This is a genomic window from Kribbella sp. CA-294648 (genome assembly GCF_050943845.1).
In the GTDB taxonomy this organism is placed as follows: domain Bacteria; phylum Actinomycetota; class Actinomycetes; order Propionibacteriales; family Kribbellaceae; genus Kribbella.
Map to the genome: position 1 here is coordinate 6,597,560 of NZ_CP191981.1, position 15,202 is coordinate 6,612,761.

Annotated in this window: 14 protein-coding genes; 7 read left to right on the plus strand and 7 right to left on the minus strand. The window is 68.6% G+C overall.

Going from position 1 to position 15,202, the window contains the following annotated elements; translation table 11 throughout:
• The first annotated feature begins 425 nt into the window (after positions 1–425).
• From ACQPYM_RS31155 to ACQPYM_RS31165, 3 genes are read left to right on the plus strand one after another with little or no spacing between them, the layout of a single operon-like run.
• A complete protein-coding gene (locus ACQPYM_RS31155; protein WP_433007653.1) occupies positions 426–4,292 on the plus strand; it encodes a multifunctional oxoglutarate decarboxylase/oxoglutarate dehydrogenase thiamine pyrophosphate-binding subunit/dihydrolipoyllysine-residue succinyltransferase subunit in 3,867 nt (1,288 codons plus the stop codon).
• A gap of 1 nt (position 4,293) precedes the next feature.
• Positions 4,294–4,470, plus strand: coding sequence for a DUF6104 family protein (locus ACQPYM_RS31160; RefSeq protein WP_433007654.1), 177 nt, complete (start codon positions 4,294–4,296; stop codon positions 4,468–4,470).
• 25 nt (positions 4,471–4,495) lie between these two features.
• Positions 4,496–5,221, plus strand: coding sequence for an AAA family ATPase (locus tag ACQPYM_RS31165; RefSeq protein ID WP_433007656.1), 726 nt, complete (start codon positions 4,496–4,498; stop codon positions 5,219–5,221).
• On the opposite strand, the gene ACQPYM_RS31170 is transcribed toward ACQPYM_RS31165, so the two are convergent.
• A complete protein-coding gene (locus ACQPYM_RS31170) occupies positions 5,218–5,571 on the minus strand; it encodes an ArsR/SmtB family transcription factor (RefSeq protein ID WP_020389459.1) in 354 nt (117 codons plus the stop codon). The two genes, ACQPYM_RS31165 and ACQPYM_RS31170, sit on opposite strands and share 4 nt — an antisense overlap.
• 115 nt (positions 5,572–5,686) lie before the next feature.
• Between ACQPYM_RS31170 and ACQPYM_RS31175 the strand changes: the two genes are divergently transcribed.
• Positions 5,687–6,919 (plus strand): sodium:proton exchanger, encoded by a 1,233-nt coding sequence (locus ACQPYM_RS31175; protein ID WP_433007658.1) that lies wholly within the window; start codon positions 5,687–5,689, stop codon positions 6,917–6,919.
• 3 nt (positions 6,920–6,922) lie between these two features.
• Here the strand turns inward: ACQPYM_RS31175 and ACQPYM_RS31180 are convergent, their stop codons facing one another.
• From ACQPYM_RS31180 to ACQPYM_RS31205, 6 genes are all read right to left on the minus strand, one after another.
• Positions 6,923–7,216 carry a WhiB family transcriptional regulator gene (locus ACQPYM_RS31180; protein ID WP_433007660.1) on the minus strand — a complete coding sequence of 98 codons (294 nt, stop codon included), beginning with the start codon at positions 7,214–7,216 and terminating at the stop codon, positions 6,923–6,925.
• A 138-nt stretch (positions 7,217–7,354) separates the two neighbouring features.
• Entirely contained in the window at positions 7,355–8,671 is a 1,317-nt protein-coding gene (locus ACQPYM_RS31185) for an FAD-dependent oxidoreductase (RefSeq protein WP_433007662.1), read from the minus strand.
• Positions 8,671–9,546 carry an AurF N-oxygenase family protein gene (locus ACQPYM_RS31190; RefSeq protein WP_433007664.1) on the minus strand — a complete coding sequence of 292 codons (876 nt, stop codon included), beginning with the start codon at positions 9,544–9,546 and terminating at the stop codon, positions 8,671–8,673. Before ACQPYM_RS31190 ends, ACQPYM_RS31185 begins: the two co-directional genes overlap by 1 nt.
• Before the next feature lie 76 nt (positions 9,547–9,622).
• On the minus strand, positions 9,623–10,132 hold the full coding sequence (locus tag ACQPYM_RS31195; protein ID WP_433007666.1) for an N-acetyltransferase family protein: 510 nt from the start codon (positions 10,130–10,132) through the stop codon (positions 9,623–9,625).
• Positions 10,133–11,101, minus strand: a complete 969-nt coding sequence (locus tag ACQPYM_RS31200; RefSeq protein ID WP_433007668.1) for a zinc-binding dehydrogenase — start codon at positions 11,099–11,101, stop codon at positions 10,133–10,135. It lies immediately after the preceding gene.
• Positions 11,102–11,259: 158 nt separating this feature from the next.
• Positions 11,260–12,465, minus strand: coding sequence for an NAD(P)-dependent malic enzyme (locus ACQPYM_RS31205; protein WP_433007670.1), 1,206 nt, complete (start codon positions 12,463–12,465; stop codon positions 11,260–11,262).
• A 286-nt stretch (positions 12,466–12,751) separates the two neighbouring features.
• Here ACQPYM_RS31205 and ACQPYM_RS31210 point away from each other — a divergent pair, with 286 nt between their 5' ends.
• From ACQPYM_RS31210 to ACQPYM_RS31220, 3 genes are read left to right on the plus strand one after another with little or no spacing between them, the layout of a single operon-like run.
• Positions 12,752–13,606 carry an ABC transporter substrate-binding protein gene (locus ACQPYM_RS31210; protein ID WP_433007672.1) on the plus strand — a complete coding sequence of 285 codons (855 nt, stop codon included), beginning with the start codon at positions 12,752–12,754 and terminating at the stop codon, positions 13,604–13,606.
• Positions 13,603–14,430, plus strand: coding sequence for an amino acid ABC transporter permease (locus ACQPYM_RS31215; protein WP_433007674.1), 828 nt, complete (start codon positions 13,603–13,605; stop codon positions 14,428–14,430). Before ACQPYM_RS31210 ends, ACQPYM_RS31215 begins: the two co-directional genes overlap by 4 nt.
• Positions 14,430–15,185: an amino acid ABC transporter ATP-binding protein gene (locus ACQPYM_RS31220; RefSeq protein WP_433007676.1), complete on the plus strand. Its 756-nt coding sequence runs from the start codon at positions 14,430–14,432 to the stop codon at positions 15,183–15,185. Before ACQPYM_RS31215 ends, ACQPYM_RS31220 begins: the two co-directional genes overlap by 1 nt.
• Positions 15,186–15,202 lie beyond the last annotated feature (17 nt).

Genomic DNA, 15,202 nt, shown 5'->3' on the forward strand with positions numbered 1-15,202 from the left:
AGAACTGGACTGATCCAGTGAGTGACGTTGGCCACATTTCTGCGCGATTGTATCCATCACCAGCCGCACGTACGCAGCTGCATACAGTGGCCAGACCGGCCTCCGCAAGCCCCGCCGGTACTGCGCGGCACCGGCCGGAAACCCACCTCTGCAACGGGTCCGGCAGTTCGGCCGCCGTCAGTCCAGTTCCGCGGATCGGCACCGGTCCGGCCGGTTGCTGGAACACCTGCCACGACAGTGTTTCAGCCCTCGATCGATCAACTGCCGCGGCGCCAACCACTCGATCGACTGGTCCGGTGATCCCGGGCTGCGGAACAGTTGTGGCTGCTATTAGCCTTGGGCTCGGAAGTCCCCCATAACTTCCCCGTGACACTGCTAGTCATAACCCGTGGTACCCGACCCGATCGGAAGAGGCGAACTGCCAAGTGGCCACCGAGCCATCAGAATCTGACCCCCTTGCAGCCTTCGGTGCGAACGAATGGCTGGTCGACGAGATGTACGAGAGTTACCTCGCGGACCCCAAGTCGGTGGACCCGGCCTGGAGTGCCTACTTCGAGGGCGACGGTTTCAAGGGGCACAGCCCGGGTGATGCGAAGCAGGTGAAGCCTGCTGACGCTCCCCGTCCCGATGCGGTGTCGGACAACAAGACTCCCGAGGCGCCGAGCCGCGGTACGGCGGCGGCCGCGCCGGCCTCCAGCCAGCCGGCCGCCCAGGCTGCAGCGGTAGCACCGGCCGCCGCGGCTCCCGCTGCGCCGGCACCGGCGGTTCCGGGCTCGGCCACTTCGGCCACCCAGCCCAGCAAGCCCCAGACCCAGCCAGCAGCGAACACACAGAAGGCAGCGCCTGCCGCCAGTGGCGCCCCGACCGGAGGCACGGTGAACCAGCCGCCCAGCGCGCAACCCAAGCCCGCACCCGCGACCAGCACGGACGCGGAGCGCAGGATCCTGCGCGGAGCGCCGGCCCGGACCGCCCAGAACATGGAGACCAGCCTCGGGGTGCCGACCGCGACCAGCGTGCGACAGGTCCCGGTCAAGCTGCTGATCGACAACCGGATCGTCGTCAACAACCACCTGCGTCGCGCCCGCGGCGGCAAGATCTCCTTCACCCACCTGGTCGGCTGGGCCCTGGTGAAGGCGCTCAAGACGCTGCCCGAGATGAACGCGTCGTACGACGAGACCGACGGCAAGCCGACCCTGGTCCAGCCCGAGCACATCAACCTCGGCCTGGCCATCGACATGCAGAAGCCCGACGGCACCCGGCAGCTGCTGGTCCCGTCGATCAAGGCGACCGAGTCGATGACGTTCGCCGAGTTCTGGATGGCCTACGAGGACATCGTCCGGCGGGCCCGGGACAACAAGCTGGCGCTGCCCGACTTCCAGGGCACCACGATCAGCCTGACCAACCCCGGCACGATCGGCACCCAGCACTCGGTACCGCGGCTGATGAGCGGCCAGGGCTGCATCATCGGCGTCGGCGCGATGGAGTACCCGACGGAGTACCAGGGCGCGGCCGAGGAGACGATGGCCAAGCTCGCGGTCAGCAAGGTGATGACGCTGACCTCGACGTACGACCACCGGATCATCCAGGGCGCCCAGTCGGGTGAGTTCCTGCGCCGGCTGCACCGGCTGCTGCTCGGCGAGGACGGTTTCTACGACGAGATCTTCCAGTCGCTGCGGATCCCCTACGAGCCGATCCGCTGGGCCGCCGACCTCCCGCACAGCCACGAGGAGGACGTCAGCAAGCAGGCCCGCATCCTCGAGCTGATCCACGCCTACCGGGTGCGCGGCCACATCATGGCCGACACCGACCCGCTGGAGTACAAGCAGCGCAGCCACCCCGACCTGGACGTCGCCACCCACGGGCTGACCCTGTGGGACCTGGACCGCGAGTTCGCCACCGGCTCCTTCGGGGCGCAGAGCGACCGCCGGTTCATGAAGCTGCGCGACATCCTCGGCATCCTGCGCGACTCGTACTGCCGGACCACCGGTATCGAGTACATGCACATCCAGGACCCCGAGCAGCGCAAGTGGATCCAGGAGCGGGTCGAGCGGCCGCACACCAAGCCGCCGCGCGAGGAGCAGCTGCGGATCCTGGCCAAGCTCAACGAGGCCGAAGCGTTCGAGACCTTCCTGCAGACCAAGTACGTCGGCCAGAAGCGGTTCTCGCTGGAAGGCGGCGAGACCACCATCCCGCTGCTCGACGAGCTCTGCGAGGAAGCGGCCGGCGCCGGCCTGGACGAGGTCACCATCGGGATGGCGCACCGCGGCCGGCTGAACGTGCTGGCCAACATCGTCGGCAAGTCGTACGGGCAGATCTTCCGTGAGTTCGACGGCAACATCGACCCGCGGACCGTCCAGGGCTCCGGTGACGTCAAGTACCACCTGGGCGCCGAGGGCGAGTTCGTCTCGGAGTTCGGCGACAAGATCAAGGTGTCGGTGGCGGCGAACCCGTCCCACCTGGAGACCGTCGACCCGGTGCTCGAGGGCATCGTCCGGGCCAAGCAGGACATCCTCGACCAGGGCGTGGCGTTCCCGGTGCTGCCGGTGCTCGTCCACGGCGACGCGGCCTTCGCCGGCCAGGGCGTCGTGGCCGAGACGCTGAACCTGTCCCAGCTGCGCGGCTACCGCACCGGCGGCACGATCCACGTGATCGTCAACAACCAGGTCGGTTTCACCACCTCGCCGGCCTCGTCGCGCTCGTCGATGTACTGCACCGACGTGGCCCGGATGGTGCAGGCGCCGATCTTCCACGTGAACGGCGACGACCCCGAGGCCTGCATCCGGGTCGCGTCGCTGGCTTTCGAGTACCGGCAGGCGTTCAACAAGGACGTCGTGATCGACCTGGTCTGCTACCGCCGCCGCGGTCACAACGAGGGCGACGACCCGAGCTTCACCCAGCCGCTGATGTACGACCTGATCGAGCAGAAGCGGTCCGTCCGCAAGCTCTACACCGAGGCGCTGATCGGCCGTGGCGACATCACGATCGAAGAGGCCGAGCAGGCGATGCGCGACTTCCAGCAGCGGCTGGAGCGGGTCTTCACCGAGGTCCGCGAGGCGAAGAACCAGGCAGACACGCCGGCGCCGTACGTGACCGTCCCGGTCTACCCCGACAAGCCGGAGGGCCCGGACGCGACCGCGACCACGCCCGAGGTGCTGAAGAAGATCGCCGACGCGTACACCACGCTGCCGGAGGGCTTCACCGCGCACCCGAAGGTGATGCCGCAGCTACAGCGCCGGGCCGCCGCGATCACCCAGGGCCCGGTCGACTGGGCCAGCGCGGAGATCACCGCGTTCGGTTCGCTGCTGCTGGCCGGGCGCCCGGTCCGGCTGGCCGGTCAGGACAGCCGCCGCGGCACGTTCGTCCAGCGGTTCGCCGCGATCATCGACCGGGTGAACGGGCAGGACTACGTCCCGCTGCAGAACCTGGACGAGAAGCAGGCCAACTTCTACGTCTACGACTCGCTGCTCAGCGAGTACGCCGCGCTCGGCTTCGAGTACGGGTACTCCGTGGCCCGGCCGGACGCGCTGGTGCTCTGGGAGGCGCAGTTCGGCGACTTCGTCAACGGCGCCCAGTCGATCATCGACGAGTACATCTCGGCCGGTGAGGCGAAGTGGGGCCAGAAGTCCGGGGTCGTGCTGCTGCTGCCGCACGGCTACGAGGGCCAGGGCCCGGACCACTCGTCGGCCCGGATCGAGCGCTTCATGCAGCTGTGCGCCGAGAACGCGATGACAGTGGCCCAGCCGTCGACGCCCGCGTCGTACTTCCACCTGCTCCGCCGGCACACCCTGCAGGAGGAGCACAACCCGCTGATCGTCTTCACGCCGAAGCAGCTGCTCCGGCGCAAGGAAGCGGTGTCGCAGCCGGAGGAGCTGACCAGCGGCACGTTCCGCCCGGTCATCAACGACCCGGAGGCCGAGCAGAACACGGCGGCCGTCGAGCGGGTCATCCTGACCTCGGGCCGGATCAGCTACGACCTGCTGGCCGAGCGCAAGAAGGCCGAGCCGGACAAGATCAGTACTGCGATCCTGCGGGTCGAGCAGCTCTACCCGCTGGCCTCGGAGGAGATCAAGGCCGAGCTGGCGAAGTACCCGAACCTGCAGGAGATCCGCTGGGTGCAGGACGAGCCGGCGAACCAGGGCCCGTGGCCGTTCATGGCACTGAACCTGACCGAGCACCTGGGCGGCAAGCCGTTCTACCGGGTGTCCCGGCCGGCCATGTCCGCGCCGTCGGTCGGCTCGATGGGCGTGCACCAGGCCGAGCAGGCGACGCTGCTGAAGCAGGCCTTCAGCTGACGTGTACTTCACCGACAGAGGGATCGAGGAGCTCGAGCGCCGGCGGGGCGAGGAGGAAGTCCCGCTGGCCTGGGTCGCCGAACGGCTGCGCGAGTTCGTCGACCTGAACCCCGAGTTCGAAACCCCGATCGAACGCTTCGCCACCTGGCTGGCCCGCCTCGACGACGAAGACGACTAACCCCTTCCTCACCTAGCTTGTGCAGATGCCCTTCGCAGCTCATCCCGTACGCCGGGTCGCCGCCGCGGAGGGCATCAGCGTTTCGCGGGAGTGGCCGCACACCATCCCGGCCGTCCGGCAACTCCTGACGGACGGGTTGGACCTAGGCCCGGGCGTGACCTTCCTGGTCGGCGAAAACGGCGCCGGCAAGTCCACCCTGGTCGAGGCGATCGCCGTCGCCTTCGGCATGTCACCCGAAGGCGGTTCGACCGGAGCCCGGCTGACCACCCGAGTGACCGAGTCCCCGCTGTACGAGCAGATCCAGCTGACCCGGGGCGCCGGTGCCGCCCGGGCGGGCTTCTTCCTGCGCGCCGAAACCATGCACGGCTTCTACAGCTACCTGGAAGACAATCCGCGGACCAGCGGCCCCGCGGACATCCCGTTCCACCGCATGAGCCACGGGGAGAGCTTCCTCAGCCTCATCGGCGACCGGTTCAGCCGCCGCGGCTTCTACTGCCTGGACGAGCCCGAGTCAGCGCTGTCCTTCTCCTCCAGCCTGGCCGTGGTCGGCGTGCTCAACCGCCTGGCCGAGTCGGGCTCGCAGGTGCTCTGCGCCACCCACTCCCCCGTCATCGCCGCCCTCCCCGGCGCCACCATCCTGGAGGTCGGCGAGTGGGGCATCCGCAAGACCGCCTGGGATGACCTGCAGCTGGTTGAGCACTGGCGCGCCTACCTCGGCGCCCCGGAGCGCTACCTGCGGCACGTCCTCTAGTCCGTGTGGGGTGGCCGGCGGCGTAGGGGTGGGTCGGGGGCCAGGGAGCCGTCTGGGGCGATGTGTTCGAAGATCTGGTCGACCAGGTTGAGCACGTGGGGGTCGTCGACGGTGTAGATGTGGCGGCGGCCGTCGCGGCGGGCGGTGATGATGCCGGCCAGCCGGAGCTTGCCGAGGTGCTGGCTGGCGGTGGCGATGCTCACTCCTACCCGCTCGGCCAGCGTGCCGACGTCGTACTCGCCCTGGGCGGCCAGTGAGACCAGGTGCAGCCGCACGGGCGCCGAGAGCATCGCGAACGTGCTGGCGGCGGAGTCGAGCTGAGCTCGCGTCGGTTCGGGGGGTGTCGTCATTGCGCAGTCATTGTGACCGCTGCGGAGGTCGTGGGGAACGCGGCAGGCCGTGGGCGAGGACGGTCTCATACTTGCGCAATTGCGAAAGTATCGAAACGATGAGATTCTTGATCACGTGATCAGAGCACTCCGGCCCGTCTTTCTCTGCCTGCTGGCGGCTGTTCCGGGTGTTGTCCTCCGGCTGAGCGGAGTGCACCCGGCGGCCCCGTTGGCCATCGTTGTCTTCGGTCTCGGAGTGGTCGCGGCCTCGTTCGTGCTGGCCTGGGCGGCAGAGGCGGCCGAGGTCGACATCTCCGGCGGCCTGGCGATCGCGCTGCTCGCGGTGATCGCCGTCCTGCCGGAGTACGCGGTGGACCTGTACTTCGCGCACACGGCCGGCAGCCAACCGGAGTACGTGGCCTATGCCGCCGCCAACATGACCGGCTCCAACCGGCTCCTGCTCGGCCTCGGCTGGTCCAGCGTCGTCCTGATCAGCCTGTACGTCGCCAGCAAGCGCAGCGGGCGGCCCATCAAGGCCCTGGTGCTCGAGTCGGGCTACCGCCGGGAACTGGGCTTCCTGGCAGTCGCCAGCGTGGTTGCCTTCATCATCCCGGTGACCGGGCAGATCCACTTGGTCCTGGGCATCGCCCTGCTGGCCTTCTTCGGGTACTACCTGTGGCGGGCGGCCGCGTCGGACCACGACGACGAGCCGGAGCTCATCGGCCCGGCAGCGCGGATCGGTGGGCTGGACACGGTCCAGCGGCGGGTCGCTGTCATCTCCATGTTCGTCGCGGCGGCCGGAGTGATCCTGCTGTCCGCAGAGCCGTTCGCCGACTCGCTGGTCGAGGGTGGGCACGCACTGGGCATCGACCAGTTCCTGCTGGTGCAGTGGCTGGCTCCACTGGCGTCTGAGGCGCCGGAGTTCATCATCGCGATCCTGTTCGCCTGGCGCGGCAAGGGAGCGGTCGCTCTCGGCCTGCTCATCTCCGCGAAGGTGAACCAGTGGACCTTGCTGATCGGCAGCCTCCCGATCGCCTACGGCATGGGCGGCGGCCCTGCTGCTCTCCCGCTGGACGGTCGCCAGGTGGAGGAGTTCCTGCTGACTGCTACTCAGACAGTGCTCGGCCTGGCCGTCCTGCTGAGCCTGCGCTTCCCGCGCTGGGCCGCCTGGACGCTGCTCGGGCTGTTCGCCGTGCAGTTCGCAGTACCGGGGCAGACCGGGCGCTATGTGCTCTGTGGCGTCTACACGGTCCTGGCGATCGCAGCGATCGTCCACAACCGCCAGTACGTCGTACAGACCCTGACGTCACCGTTCCGCCGCACCCCGAAGGTCGCAGCGGAACAGCCGAAGGAACTGGTCGGGGTCTAAGACTTAGCTGGCTTGCTGCTCCTCGACCATCGGGCGGCGGCGCTCCTGCGGGCCAGGGCGGCCACGGCGGCGGCCGGAGAGGAACTTCTCGCCCGCGGCGGTGCCGGTGAACTTGGTTCGGCGGGCCCACTCGCGGCAGTCTTCGATCACCGGGCACGAGGTCAGGCAGACGGCCTGCGCCTTGCGCTGCTCCCAGGCGCTCGCGGTCTCGTCGTACGCCGGCGCCTGGCCGATGCAGGCCGCACGCATCATCCAGCGGTCGGCGGGGTCCGCGATTACCGTCAAGGTCGGCCTCATGGGCACTCCTGCTCAGCACTCATCGATCGGGCGGATCGAACCCGCGGGGGTTTCCCGCGGTACGAACAGCGTGCGCCAGCCTCGTTGCCCCGGTGCGACAGCAATGTTTCAGGGAGGAAACGTCACCGCCGGACAGTGTCACATCGGTGCCGCTGTCAGTACTGTGCTCGGTTTCGCGGCCAGCAGAGTGCGTATGGTCTCCTCCGCACAGGCCTTGTTGGCACCGATTCCACCCCGCGCCCCACGCTTGATCCAGCCGGTGACGAAATGCCCCGGCCGACCGACCACCGCACCGCGTTCGTTCGGTACGACGCCCCGCACCTCGTCGAACGGCAACCCGTCGATCGGCTGCCCCACAAACCCGATCGCGGTGAAGAGGTTGCCCGCCGAGATCACCCCGCTGTCAGTGGTCAGCCCGACCCCCGGCTCCCACGCAAGAGGCCTGGTGTCGAACCGCAACACGATCCGCCGCCCCGGCTCGGGGTGAGCGCTGAGGTCGTTGGGACTCTGCCGCACCTCAACGCCTTCAAGAGCAAGGAGATCTTGGAAGGCCGACGGGGAGTACGACGCTGCGTCCGGCCCGCGACGGCCGACGATCACCACCTCGGTGATGCCACTGGTCGCCAACGCCTCGCGAACCGCCGGCGGGATTTGCAGACCGGCCAGCCGGTGGGAGTCGCTGATGAGCAGGCGGGCGAGGTCGAGCGCAACGTTGCCGTTGCCAACAATCACCGCCCGCGGACCGGACAGCCTCACCGGCAGCACCGCACCTGGGCGATTGTTGTACCAGGCAACCATCTGGCCCGCCGTGCAGCTCCCCGCCGCGTGCTCGCCCGGGATCCCAAGCCGCCGGCTCGAGAACGAACCGACCGCGTGCACCACCGCGTCGTACCGGCCCTCCAGCTCGGCCGCGACCACCTCGGTTCCCGGGCGCCAACCCACCCGCGGATGCGCGATCACCCGCTCGAAGGTCGCCACGATCTGCTTCGTCTGTGGATGATCGGGTGCCACCCCGAACCGCGCCAGCCCGCCAACCACCGGCAACCGGTCATAAACGGTCACCTCGGCGGTACTACGCAGCAACAGCTCCCGAGTCGCATACATCCCCGCCGGTCCGGCACCGACCACCGCAACGCGTCGCGGCCCACCCGTCCAGGACGAGAAGCTCGGCGCCTCCCACGTATCCAGGTCGAGCGCATCCAGAGCCGGCCGCGAGGCGAAGTACGAGCGATTCAGCTCCACCTCGACCGGTGTCGCCTGGTCGGCCGGCTTGGCCGCGCCCACCGGGCAGATGTCGGCACACGCGCCGCAGTCGATGCAGGTCCGCGGATCGATGAACAGCCCATCCGTCGTACCGAAGCCCGCCGAGCCTGGTGATGGGTGGATGCTGTTCATCGGGCAGACCGCCACGCAGCTCGCGTCCGAGCAGCAGTCCCCCGCGATCACGTACGTCATCAGCGCAACCCGGTACGCCGGTACACCCGTGTCGCCGCCGGCGTCAGCAGCCCGACCTCGCCCAGGAAGTCCATCAGGTTGGCGCAACTCGACCGCAGCAGCGCCCGGTGATGCTCGTTGCGCCGAGCCTCCCGGAGCGCGCGATCGGCATCGAGACCGGCGTTCGCGTAGACGGCCGGGGTGACCATGCTGCTCACGATCATGTCGGCGGCCAGCGCGATCACCAGCGCACTCACCCAGCGCCGCGCCCCGCTGCTGCCGACCAGCCGCTGCCGGGTCTCCTCCCGGGCGAACACCATGTGCCGCGACTCCTCGACGACGTGGATGTGGTTCACCGTCCGCACCAGCGGGGCGACCCGGCGATCGCGCATCCAGTCGCGCTGCATCACGTCGAGCACCTCTTCGGCGACCAGGATCGCGGCGTACGCCGTCTCACCGGTGGCCACCGTCTTGAACATCCGCCCGAGCTCGCGGGTGACCGGTCGCGGCCGGTACTCCGCGTCGACCAGCCGGCCGGTCGCCCGGGCGAACATGATCGAGTGCCGGCACTCGTCGGCGATCTCGGTCAGCGACCACTGGAACTCCGCACTCGCCGGGTTCAGGCCGTAGACGTCGCGGAGGATCAACTGCTGGAGGATGAGCTCGAACCAGATCCCGGTGGAGGCGACCGAGGCGGCCTCGTGCCGGGTCAGCTCCCGGCGCTGGACCTCGGTCAGCTCGTCCCAGTACGCCGTGCCGTACAGCGTGCTCCACTCCGGACTCAGCCCGTACCCGTCGCCGAGCGGCGCGTCCCAGTCGATCTCCGTCTCCGGATCGCGGGACAGCCGGGCCGAGGAATCGAGCAGCCGTCGTGCGGTCTGGTCCGTACCGTGCATGGAGCACCTCCCGGCGAGATACAACATTACCTATGTAACATAGGCTGTGTATCAAGCCGGGGCAACCCCAGGACAGTTATCGGGCCTCCCGGACCATCCTGATCTCCGGTACGCCGAAGTACGGCTCGTCCACCCGGGCGCCATCCTCGACGAACCCGTGCCGCCGGTAGAACGCCTTCGCCCGCTCGTTCCCCTCCAGCAGCCACAGGCTGGCGGCTTCCTTGCCGACGGCAACATCCAGCAACCGGTCACCGAGCCCGCTCCCCCACCACTTGGCTCGCACGTAGATCGCGTACAGCTCCAGCGGCGTCGGTGCGTCCTCGTCCCGCCCGGGTCCGGGCGAAGAGAACCCGATCACCCGGTCCTGGACCGGGGCAGCCGGATCCGGGTCGAGCGCGATCCAGCGCAGTACACCGTCCTCGATCGCGCTCGTCCAGCGCTCGACCCGCCGGTCGATGTCGCTGGTCTTCTCGAGCAGCCGCTCGGGGTCGACCAGGTCGGCGTAGGCCTCACGCCAGCAGGTCAGGTGACACCAGGCGCCGGCCTCGGCATCGGCGACCTCGGCACGGCGAATCTCGATCTCCACTCAGACAGTGAAGACGATCTTGCCGAAGACGTCACCTTCATTCATCTTCGCGAACCCCTTGCGCGCGTCGGCGAGCGGGAAGGTGCTGTCGATGTGCGGCTTGATCCCCGCGTTCGCCATGAACCGCAGCAGCTCGGACAGTTCGGTCCGGGTGCCCATCGTCGAGCCCTGCACCCGCAACTGCAGGAAGAAGATCCGGTTGAGCTCGGCCGACTTCGGCGCCTGGCCGCTGGTCGCGCCCGAGATCACCAGCGTGCCGCCCTGTTTGAGCGACTTCAGCGAGTGCGACCAGGTCGCCTGGCCGACGGTCTCCATCACGGCGTCGACCCGCTCGGGCAGCCGCGCGCCGGACTCGAACGCCTCGTGCGCGCCGATCTCGACCGCCTTCGCCCGCTTACCCTCGTCCCGGCTGGTCGCCCAGACCCGGATACCGGCCGCGCGCGCCAGCGTGATCAGCGAGGTCGCGACCCCGCCGCCAGCGCCTTGCACGAGCACGGTGTCACCCGGCTTCAGCCCCGACTGCGTGAACAGCATCCGGTACGCCGTCAGCCAGGCGGTCGGCAGGCAGGCTGCCTCGTCAAAGCTCAACCCAGCAGGCTTCGGTACGACGTTGTGCGCCGGTACGACGACCTTCTCCGCCAAGGTGCCCTGGTACCGCTCACTGAGCAGCGAGCGCTTCGGGTCGAGGGTCTCGTCACCCTTCCAGGCGGGATCCGAGATGACCGCGTGCACCACGACCTCGTTGCCGTCCGCATCGATCCCGGCCGCGTCGCAGCCGAGAATCATCGGCAGGCTCTGCTCGCCCAGCCCGACCCCCTTGAGCGACCACAGGTCGTGATGGTTCAGCGCGGTCGCCTTGACGTCGACCGTCACCCATCCCTCGGGCGCCACCGGCTCAGGCCGCTCCCCCACCTCCAACGCGGAGATCGGGTCGTCCGGACTGAACCTGGCGGCATAAGCAGCAAGCATGCCGCCCACCCTAGGACCCCGCTCGCACCCAGTCAGTAACCAACCTCACCGGCCCGCCCCGCCCCACACCATTTGGGGGGTCAACCCCTCAAAGGGTGGGTTGCCACCCCGGAATCCGGGGTGGCAACCCACAAGCTCGGGGGTTAACCGCCCAAACGTCAGGCGCGGGCTACGCCGTCGCGGTGGGCGGCGTTGGCGACTGCTGCGGCGACCGCGGGGGCGACGCGGGGGTCGAAGGGCGAGGGGATGACGTAGTCCGGGCGGAGGTCTTCCGGGGAGATGAGGTTGGCGAGGGCTTCGGCGGCGGCCAGTTTCATGCCTTCGGTGATCCGGCTGGCGTTGACGTCGAAGGCACCGCGGAAGATGCCGGGGAAGGCCAGCACGTTGTTGATCTGGTTGGGGAAGTCGGAGCGTCCCGTCGCGACCACCGCGGCGTACCGGTGGGCGATGTCGGGGTGGACCTCCGGGTTCGGGTTCGCCAGGGCGAAGATCATCGCGCCCGGTGCCATCCGCGCGACGGCCTCCTCCGGCACGGTTCCGCCGGACACGCCGAGGAACACGTCCGCGCCGTCGAGCGCGTCCACCAGCCGGCCGGACAGGCCACCGGTGTTGGTGTCCTTGGCCAGCGAAAGCTTGACCGGGTTGAGGTCGGCGCGATCCTCGTGCAGCACACCCTTGCTGTCGACAACGGCCAGGTCGCCGACGCCGGCCTGCAGCAGGATCCGGGCGCACGCGACGCCGGCCGCGCCCGCACCGGAGATCACCACCCGGATGTCCTCGATGGACTTGCCGGTCAGCCGGAGCGCGTTACGCAGGGCGGCCAGGACGACGACCGCCGTACCGTGCTGGTCGTCGTGGAAGACCGGGATGTCGAGGCGTTCCTTCAGCCGGCGCTCGATCTCGAAGCAGCGCGGGGCGGAGATGTCCTCCAGGTTGATACCGCCGAAGCTCGGGGCCAGCCGGACCACGGTCTCGACGAACTCGTCCACGTCGGTGCAGTCCAGCGCGATCGGCACCGAGTCGACGCCGCCGAACTCCTTGAACAGCAGGGCTTTGCCCTCCATCACCGGCAGCGACGCGGCCGGCCCGATGTCACCGAGTCCCAGGACCGCGGTGCCGTCGGTGACGACCGCGACCACGTTGGACTTCCAGGTGTATTTGCGGACCAGCGAGGGGTCCTCGGCGATCGCAGTACAGACCCGGGCGACGCCGGGGGTGTAGGCGCGGGACAGCTCGTCGGCGCTGCTCACCTGGACCGAGGAGGTCACCTCGATCTTGCCGCCGAGGTGCAGGTCGAAGACCGGGTCACCGGCGAACGGATCGGGAGCGGGCACAGGGGTGGACGGAAACGCTTCGGCGACCATGAAGGATCCTTCACTTCGGAATGCAGGCAAGTGGGTACGGAGAGTGGGCGTTCGATGAGGGTGCGTCGAACGGCGCCGTTGCCAGGGGGTCACCCGTCGCTACGAGTAAACCACAGCACGCACTGGTCCTATCTGTGAGGGTTCCCACACGGCTGCAGCACGGTGACGATCCAGTCTCGTCGGGGGTTAGCAGCCGACACACGCCTCCCTGCTGTGTCAGGATGCGAGAAATCCGGCCCGGCGCCTGAAACCGGAGTTCCAGATCCACTGTCTAGGAGTCCTAGCGATGAACATCGTCCCCATCCTCAGCAAGAGCCGCCGCGCGATCGCCGTTGTCTCGGTCGCCGCGCTCACCCTCACGTTGACCGCCTGCGGCGGCGACGACAAGGCCGGCGGCGGCGGAGGAGGCGAGGACAAGGCCAAGGCGGCCGGCATCACGCTGGTCAAGCCGGGCCAGCTGACCTCCTGCACGCACCTGTCGTACAAGCCCTTCGAGTTCAAGGAGGGCACCAAGGTCGTCGGGTTCGACGTCGACCTGATCGACCTGCTCGCCAAGGAGCTCGACCTCAAGCAGGAAGTGGTCAGCCTGGAGTGGGCCCAGATCACCTCCGGCGCCGCCTTCAAGGCCAAGAAGTGCGACGTCGGCATGGGCGCGATGACGATCACCCCGGAGCGGCAGGCGGCGATCGGGATCTCCGACCCGTACATGGACGCCAGCCAGGTGCTGCTGGTCAAGAAGGGCGCGGCCTACAAGACGCTGGCCGACCTGAAGGGCAAGAAGGTGGGCGTGCAGGCCGACACCACCGGTAAGGACTTCGCCGAGAAGACCCAGAAGGAGCTCGGCTACCAGGTCATCACCTTCCCGGACCTGACCAGCATGGCCAACAACGTGAAGTCCGGCCGGGTCGACGCCGGGGTGAACGACAACGGCGCGCTCTACGACTACGTCAAGGACAACCCGGACACCGAGGTGGCCGCCGAGTTCGACACCGGCGAGAAGTACGGCTTCGCCGCCGACAAGACCGACCCGAGCAGCGTGAAGCTGATCGAGATGCTGAACGCGGCGCTGAAGAAGGCCCGCGAGGACGGCACCTACAAGGAGCTGTACAAGAAGTGGTTCGGGGTTGAGCCGAAGCAGTGACCGCCACCTCGACCACCACTCCTGAGGCGCGAAAGGGGCTGAGTCCGCGGCAGCGGGCTCAGCGCTCCCGCCTGGTCCAGTACGCCCTGCTGGTCGTGCTCGCCGTCGTCGCGGCGCTCTCGGCCGACTGGGGCCAGATCATCGACGTGTTCTTCCGGCCGGAGCTGGTGAAGTCCGCCTTCGAGAACGGCCTGCTGAACGCGGTCTGGAAGACGATCGTCTACACGGCCGGCGCCTTCGTCATCGGCCTGGCCGGCGGCACCGTGCTGGCCCTGATGCGGCTCAGCCGGGTGGGTCCCTACCGCTGGCTCTCCACCGCCTACATCGAGTTCTTCCGGGGCCTGCCGGCCATCATCGTGTTCATCGCGTTCAGCCTGCTGCCGCTGGCGTTCGAAGGCCTCGTCATCCCGTTCGACCCGTACGGGACGGTCTGGCTGGCGCTCGGCATCGTGGCGGCGGCGTACATGGCCGAGGTGATCCGGGCCGGCATCCAGGCGGTCCCGAAGGGCCAGATCGAAGCGGCCCGCTCGCTCGGCATGCCGCCGGCGCTGGCGACCCGCAAGATCGTGCTGCCGCAGGCCTTCCGGATCGTGCTGCCCCCGCTGGCCAACGACCTGATCCTGCTGGTCAAGGACTCGTCGCTGATCTTCATCATCGGTACCTCGGCGACCGCGCTGGAGCTGACCGGCTTCGGCAAGGAACTGGCCAACAGCGAGTCGAACCTGACCCCGCTGGTCACCGCCGGGTTCTGTTACCTGCTCATCACGTTGCCGCTGGGGATCCTGGTCCGGCGGCTGGAGGCCAAGGCTGCGAGGGCCAACTGATGACCGAACTCGTCGAGATCAAGAACCTGCACAAGTCGTTCGGCAGCAACCACGTCCTGCGTGGGATCGACTTCACCGTGAGCGAGGGTGAGGTCGTCTGCGTGATCGGCCCGTCCGGTTCGGGCAAGTCCACCCTGCTGCGCTGCGTCAACCTGCTGGAGGTGCCGCAGCAGGGCCAGGTGCTGTTCCGCGGTGACGACATCACCGACCCGGACTGCCACCTGGACGCCGCGCGGCAGCACATCGGGATGGTCTTCCAGCAGTTCAACCTGTTCCCGCACCTGTCCGTGCTGGACAACTGCACGGTCGCGCAGACGACCGTGCTGAAACGCAGCAAGGCCGAGGCCGATCAGGTCGCCCGGGCCAACCTCGACCGGGTCGGCCTGAACGACAAGGTGAAGGCCTTCCCGATGCAGCTGTCCGGTGGGCAGCAGCAGCGGGTCGCGATCGCCCGGGCGCTGTCGATGGACCCGGCGCTGATGCTCTTCGACGAGCCCACGTCGGCCCTCGACCCCGAGCTGGTCGGCGACGTCCTGACGGTGATGCGCAAGCTCGCCCTGGACGGGATGACGATGCTCGTGGTCACCCACGAGATGGCCTTCGCCCGCGAGGTCGCGGACCGGGTCGTCTTCATGGACGGCGGGGTGATCGTCGAGCAGGGCCCGCCGGCCGAGGTGATCGGCAACCCGCAGGAGGAGCGCACCCGCACCTTCCTGCGCCGGGTCCTCGACCCGACCCACGTCGAGCCGACGTAGAACACTCGCTTCGAGGC

What these genes read in the sequence shown, in the direction of transcription:
- ACQPYM_RS31165 (WP_433007656.1), top strand. Translation starts at nt 4,496, where the DNA reads ATGCCCTTCGCAGCTCATCCCGTACGCCGGGTCGCCGCCGCGGAGGGC.
- ACQPYM_RS31170 (WP_020389459.1), bottom strand. Translation starts at nt 5,571, where the DNA reads ATGACGACACCCCCCGAACCGACGCGAGCTCAGCTCGACTCCGCCGCC.
- ACQPYM_RS31180 (WP_433007660.1), bottom strand. Translation starts at nt 7,216, where the DNA reads ATGAGGCCGACCTTGACGGTAATCGCGGACCCCGCCGACCGCTGGATG.
- ACQPYM_RS31185 (WP_433007662.1), bottom strand. Translation starts at nt 8,671, where the DNA reads ATGACGTACGTGATCGCGGGGGACTGCTGCTCGGACGCGAGCTGCGTG.
- ACQPYM_RS31190 (WP_433007664.1), bottom strand. Translation starts at nt 9,546, where the DNA reads ATGCACGGTACGGACCAGACCGCACGACGGCTGCTCGATTCCTCGGCC.
- ACQPYM_RS31200 (WP_433007668.1), bottom strand. Translation starts at nt 11,101, where the DNA reads ATGCTTGCTGCTTATGCCGCCAGGTTCAGTCCGGACGACCCGATCTCC.
- ACQPYM_RS31205 (WP_433007670.1), bottom strand. Translation starts at nt 12,465, where the DNA reads ATGGTCGCCGAAGCGTTTCCGTCCACCCCTGTGCCCGCTCCCGATCCG.
- ACQPYM_RS31210 (WP_433007672.1), top strand. Translation starts at nt 12,752, where the DNA reads ATGAACATCGTCCCCATCCTCAGCAAGAGCCGCCGCGCGATCGCCGTT.
- ACQPYM_RS31220 (WP_433007676.1), top strand. Translation starts at nt 14,430, where the DNA reads ATGACCGAACTCGTCGAGATCAAGAACCTGCACAAGTCGTTCGGCAGC.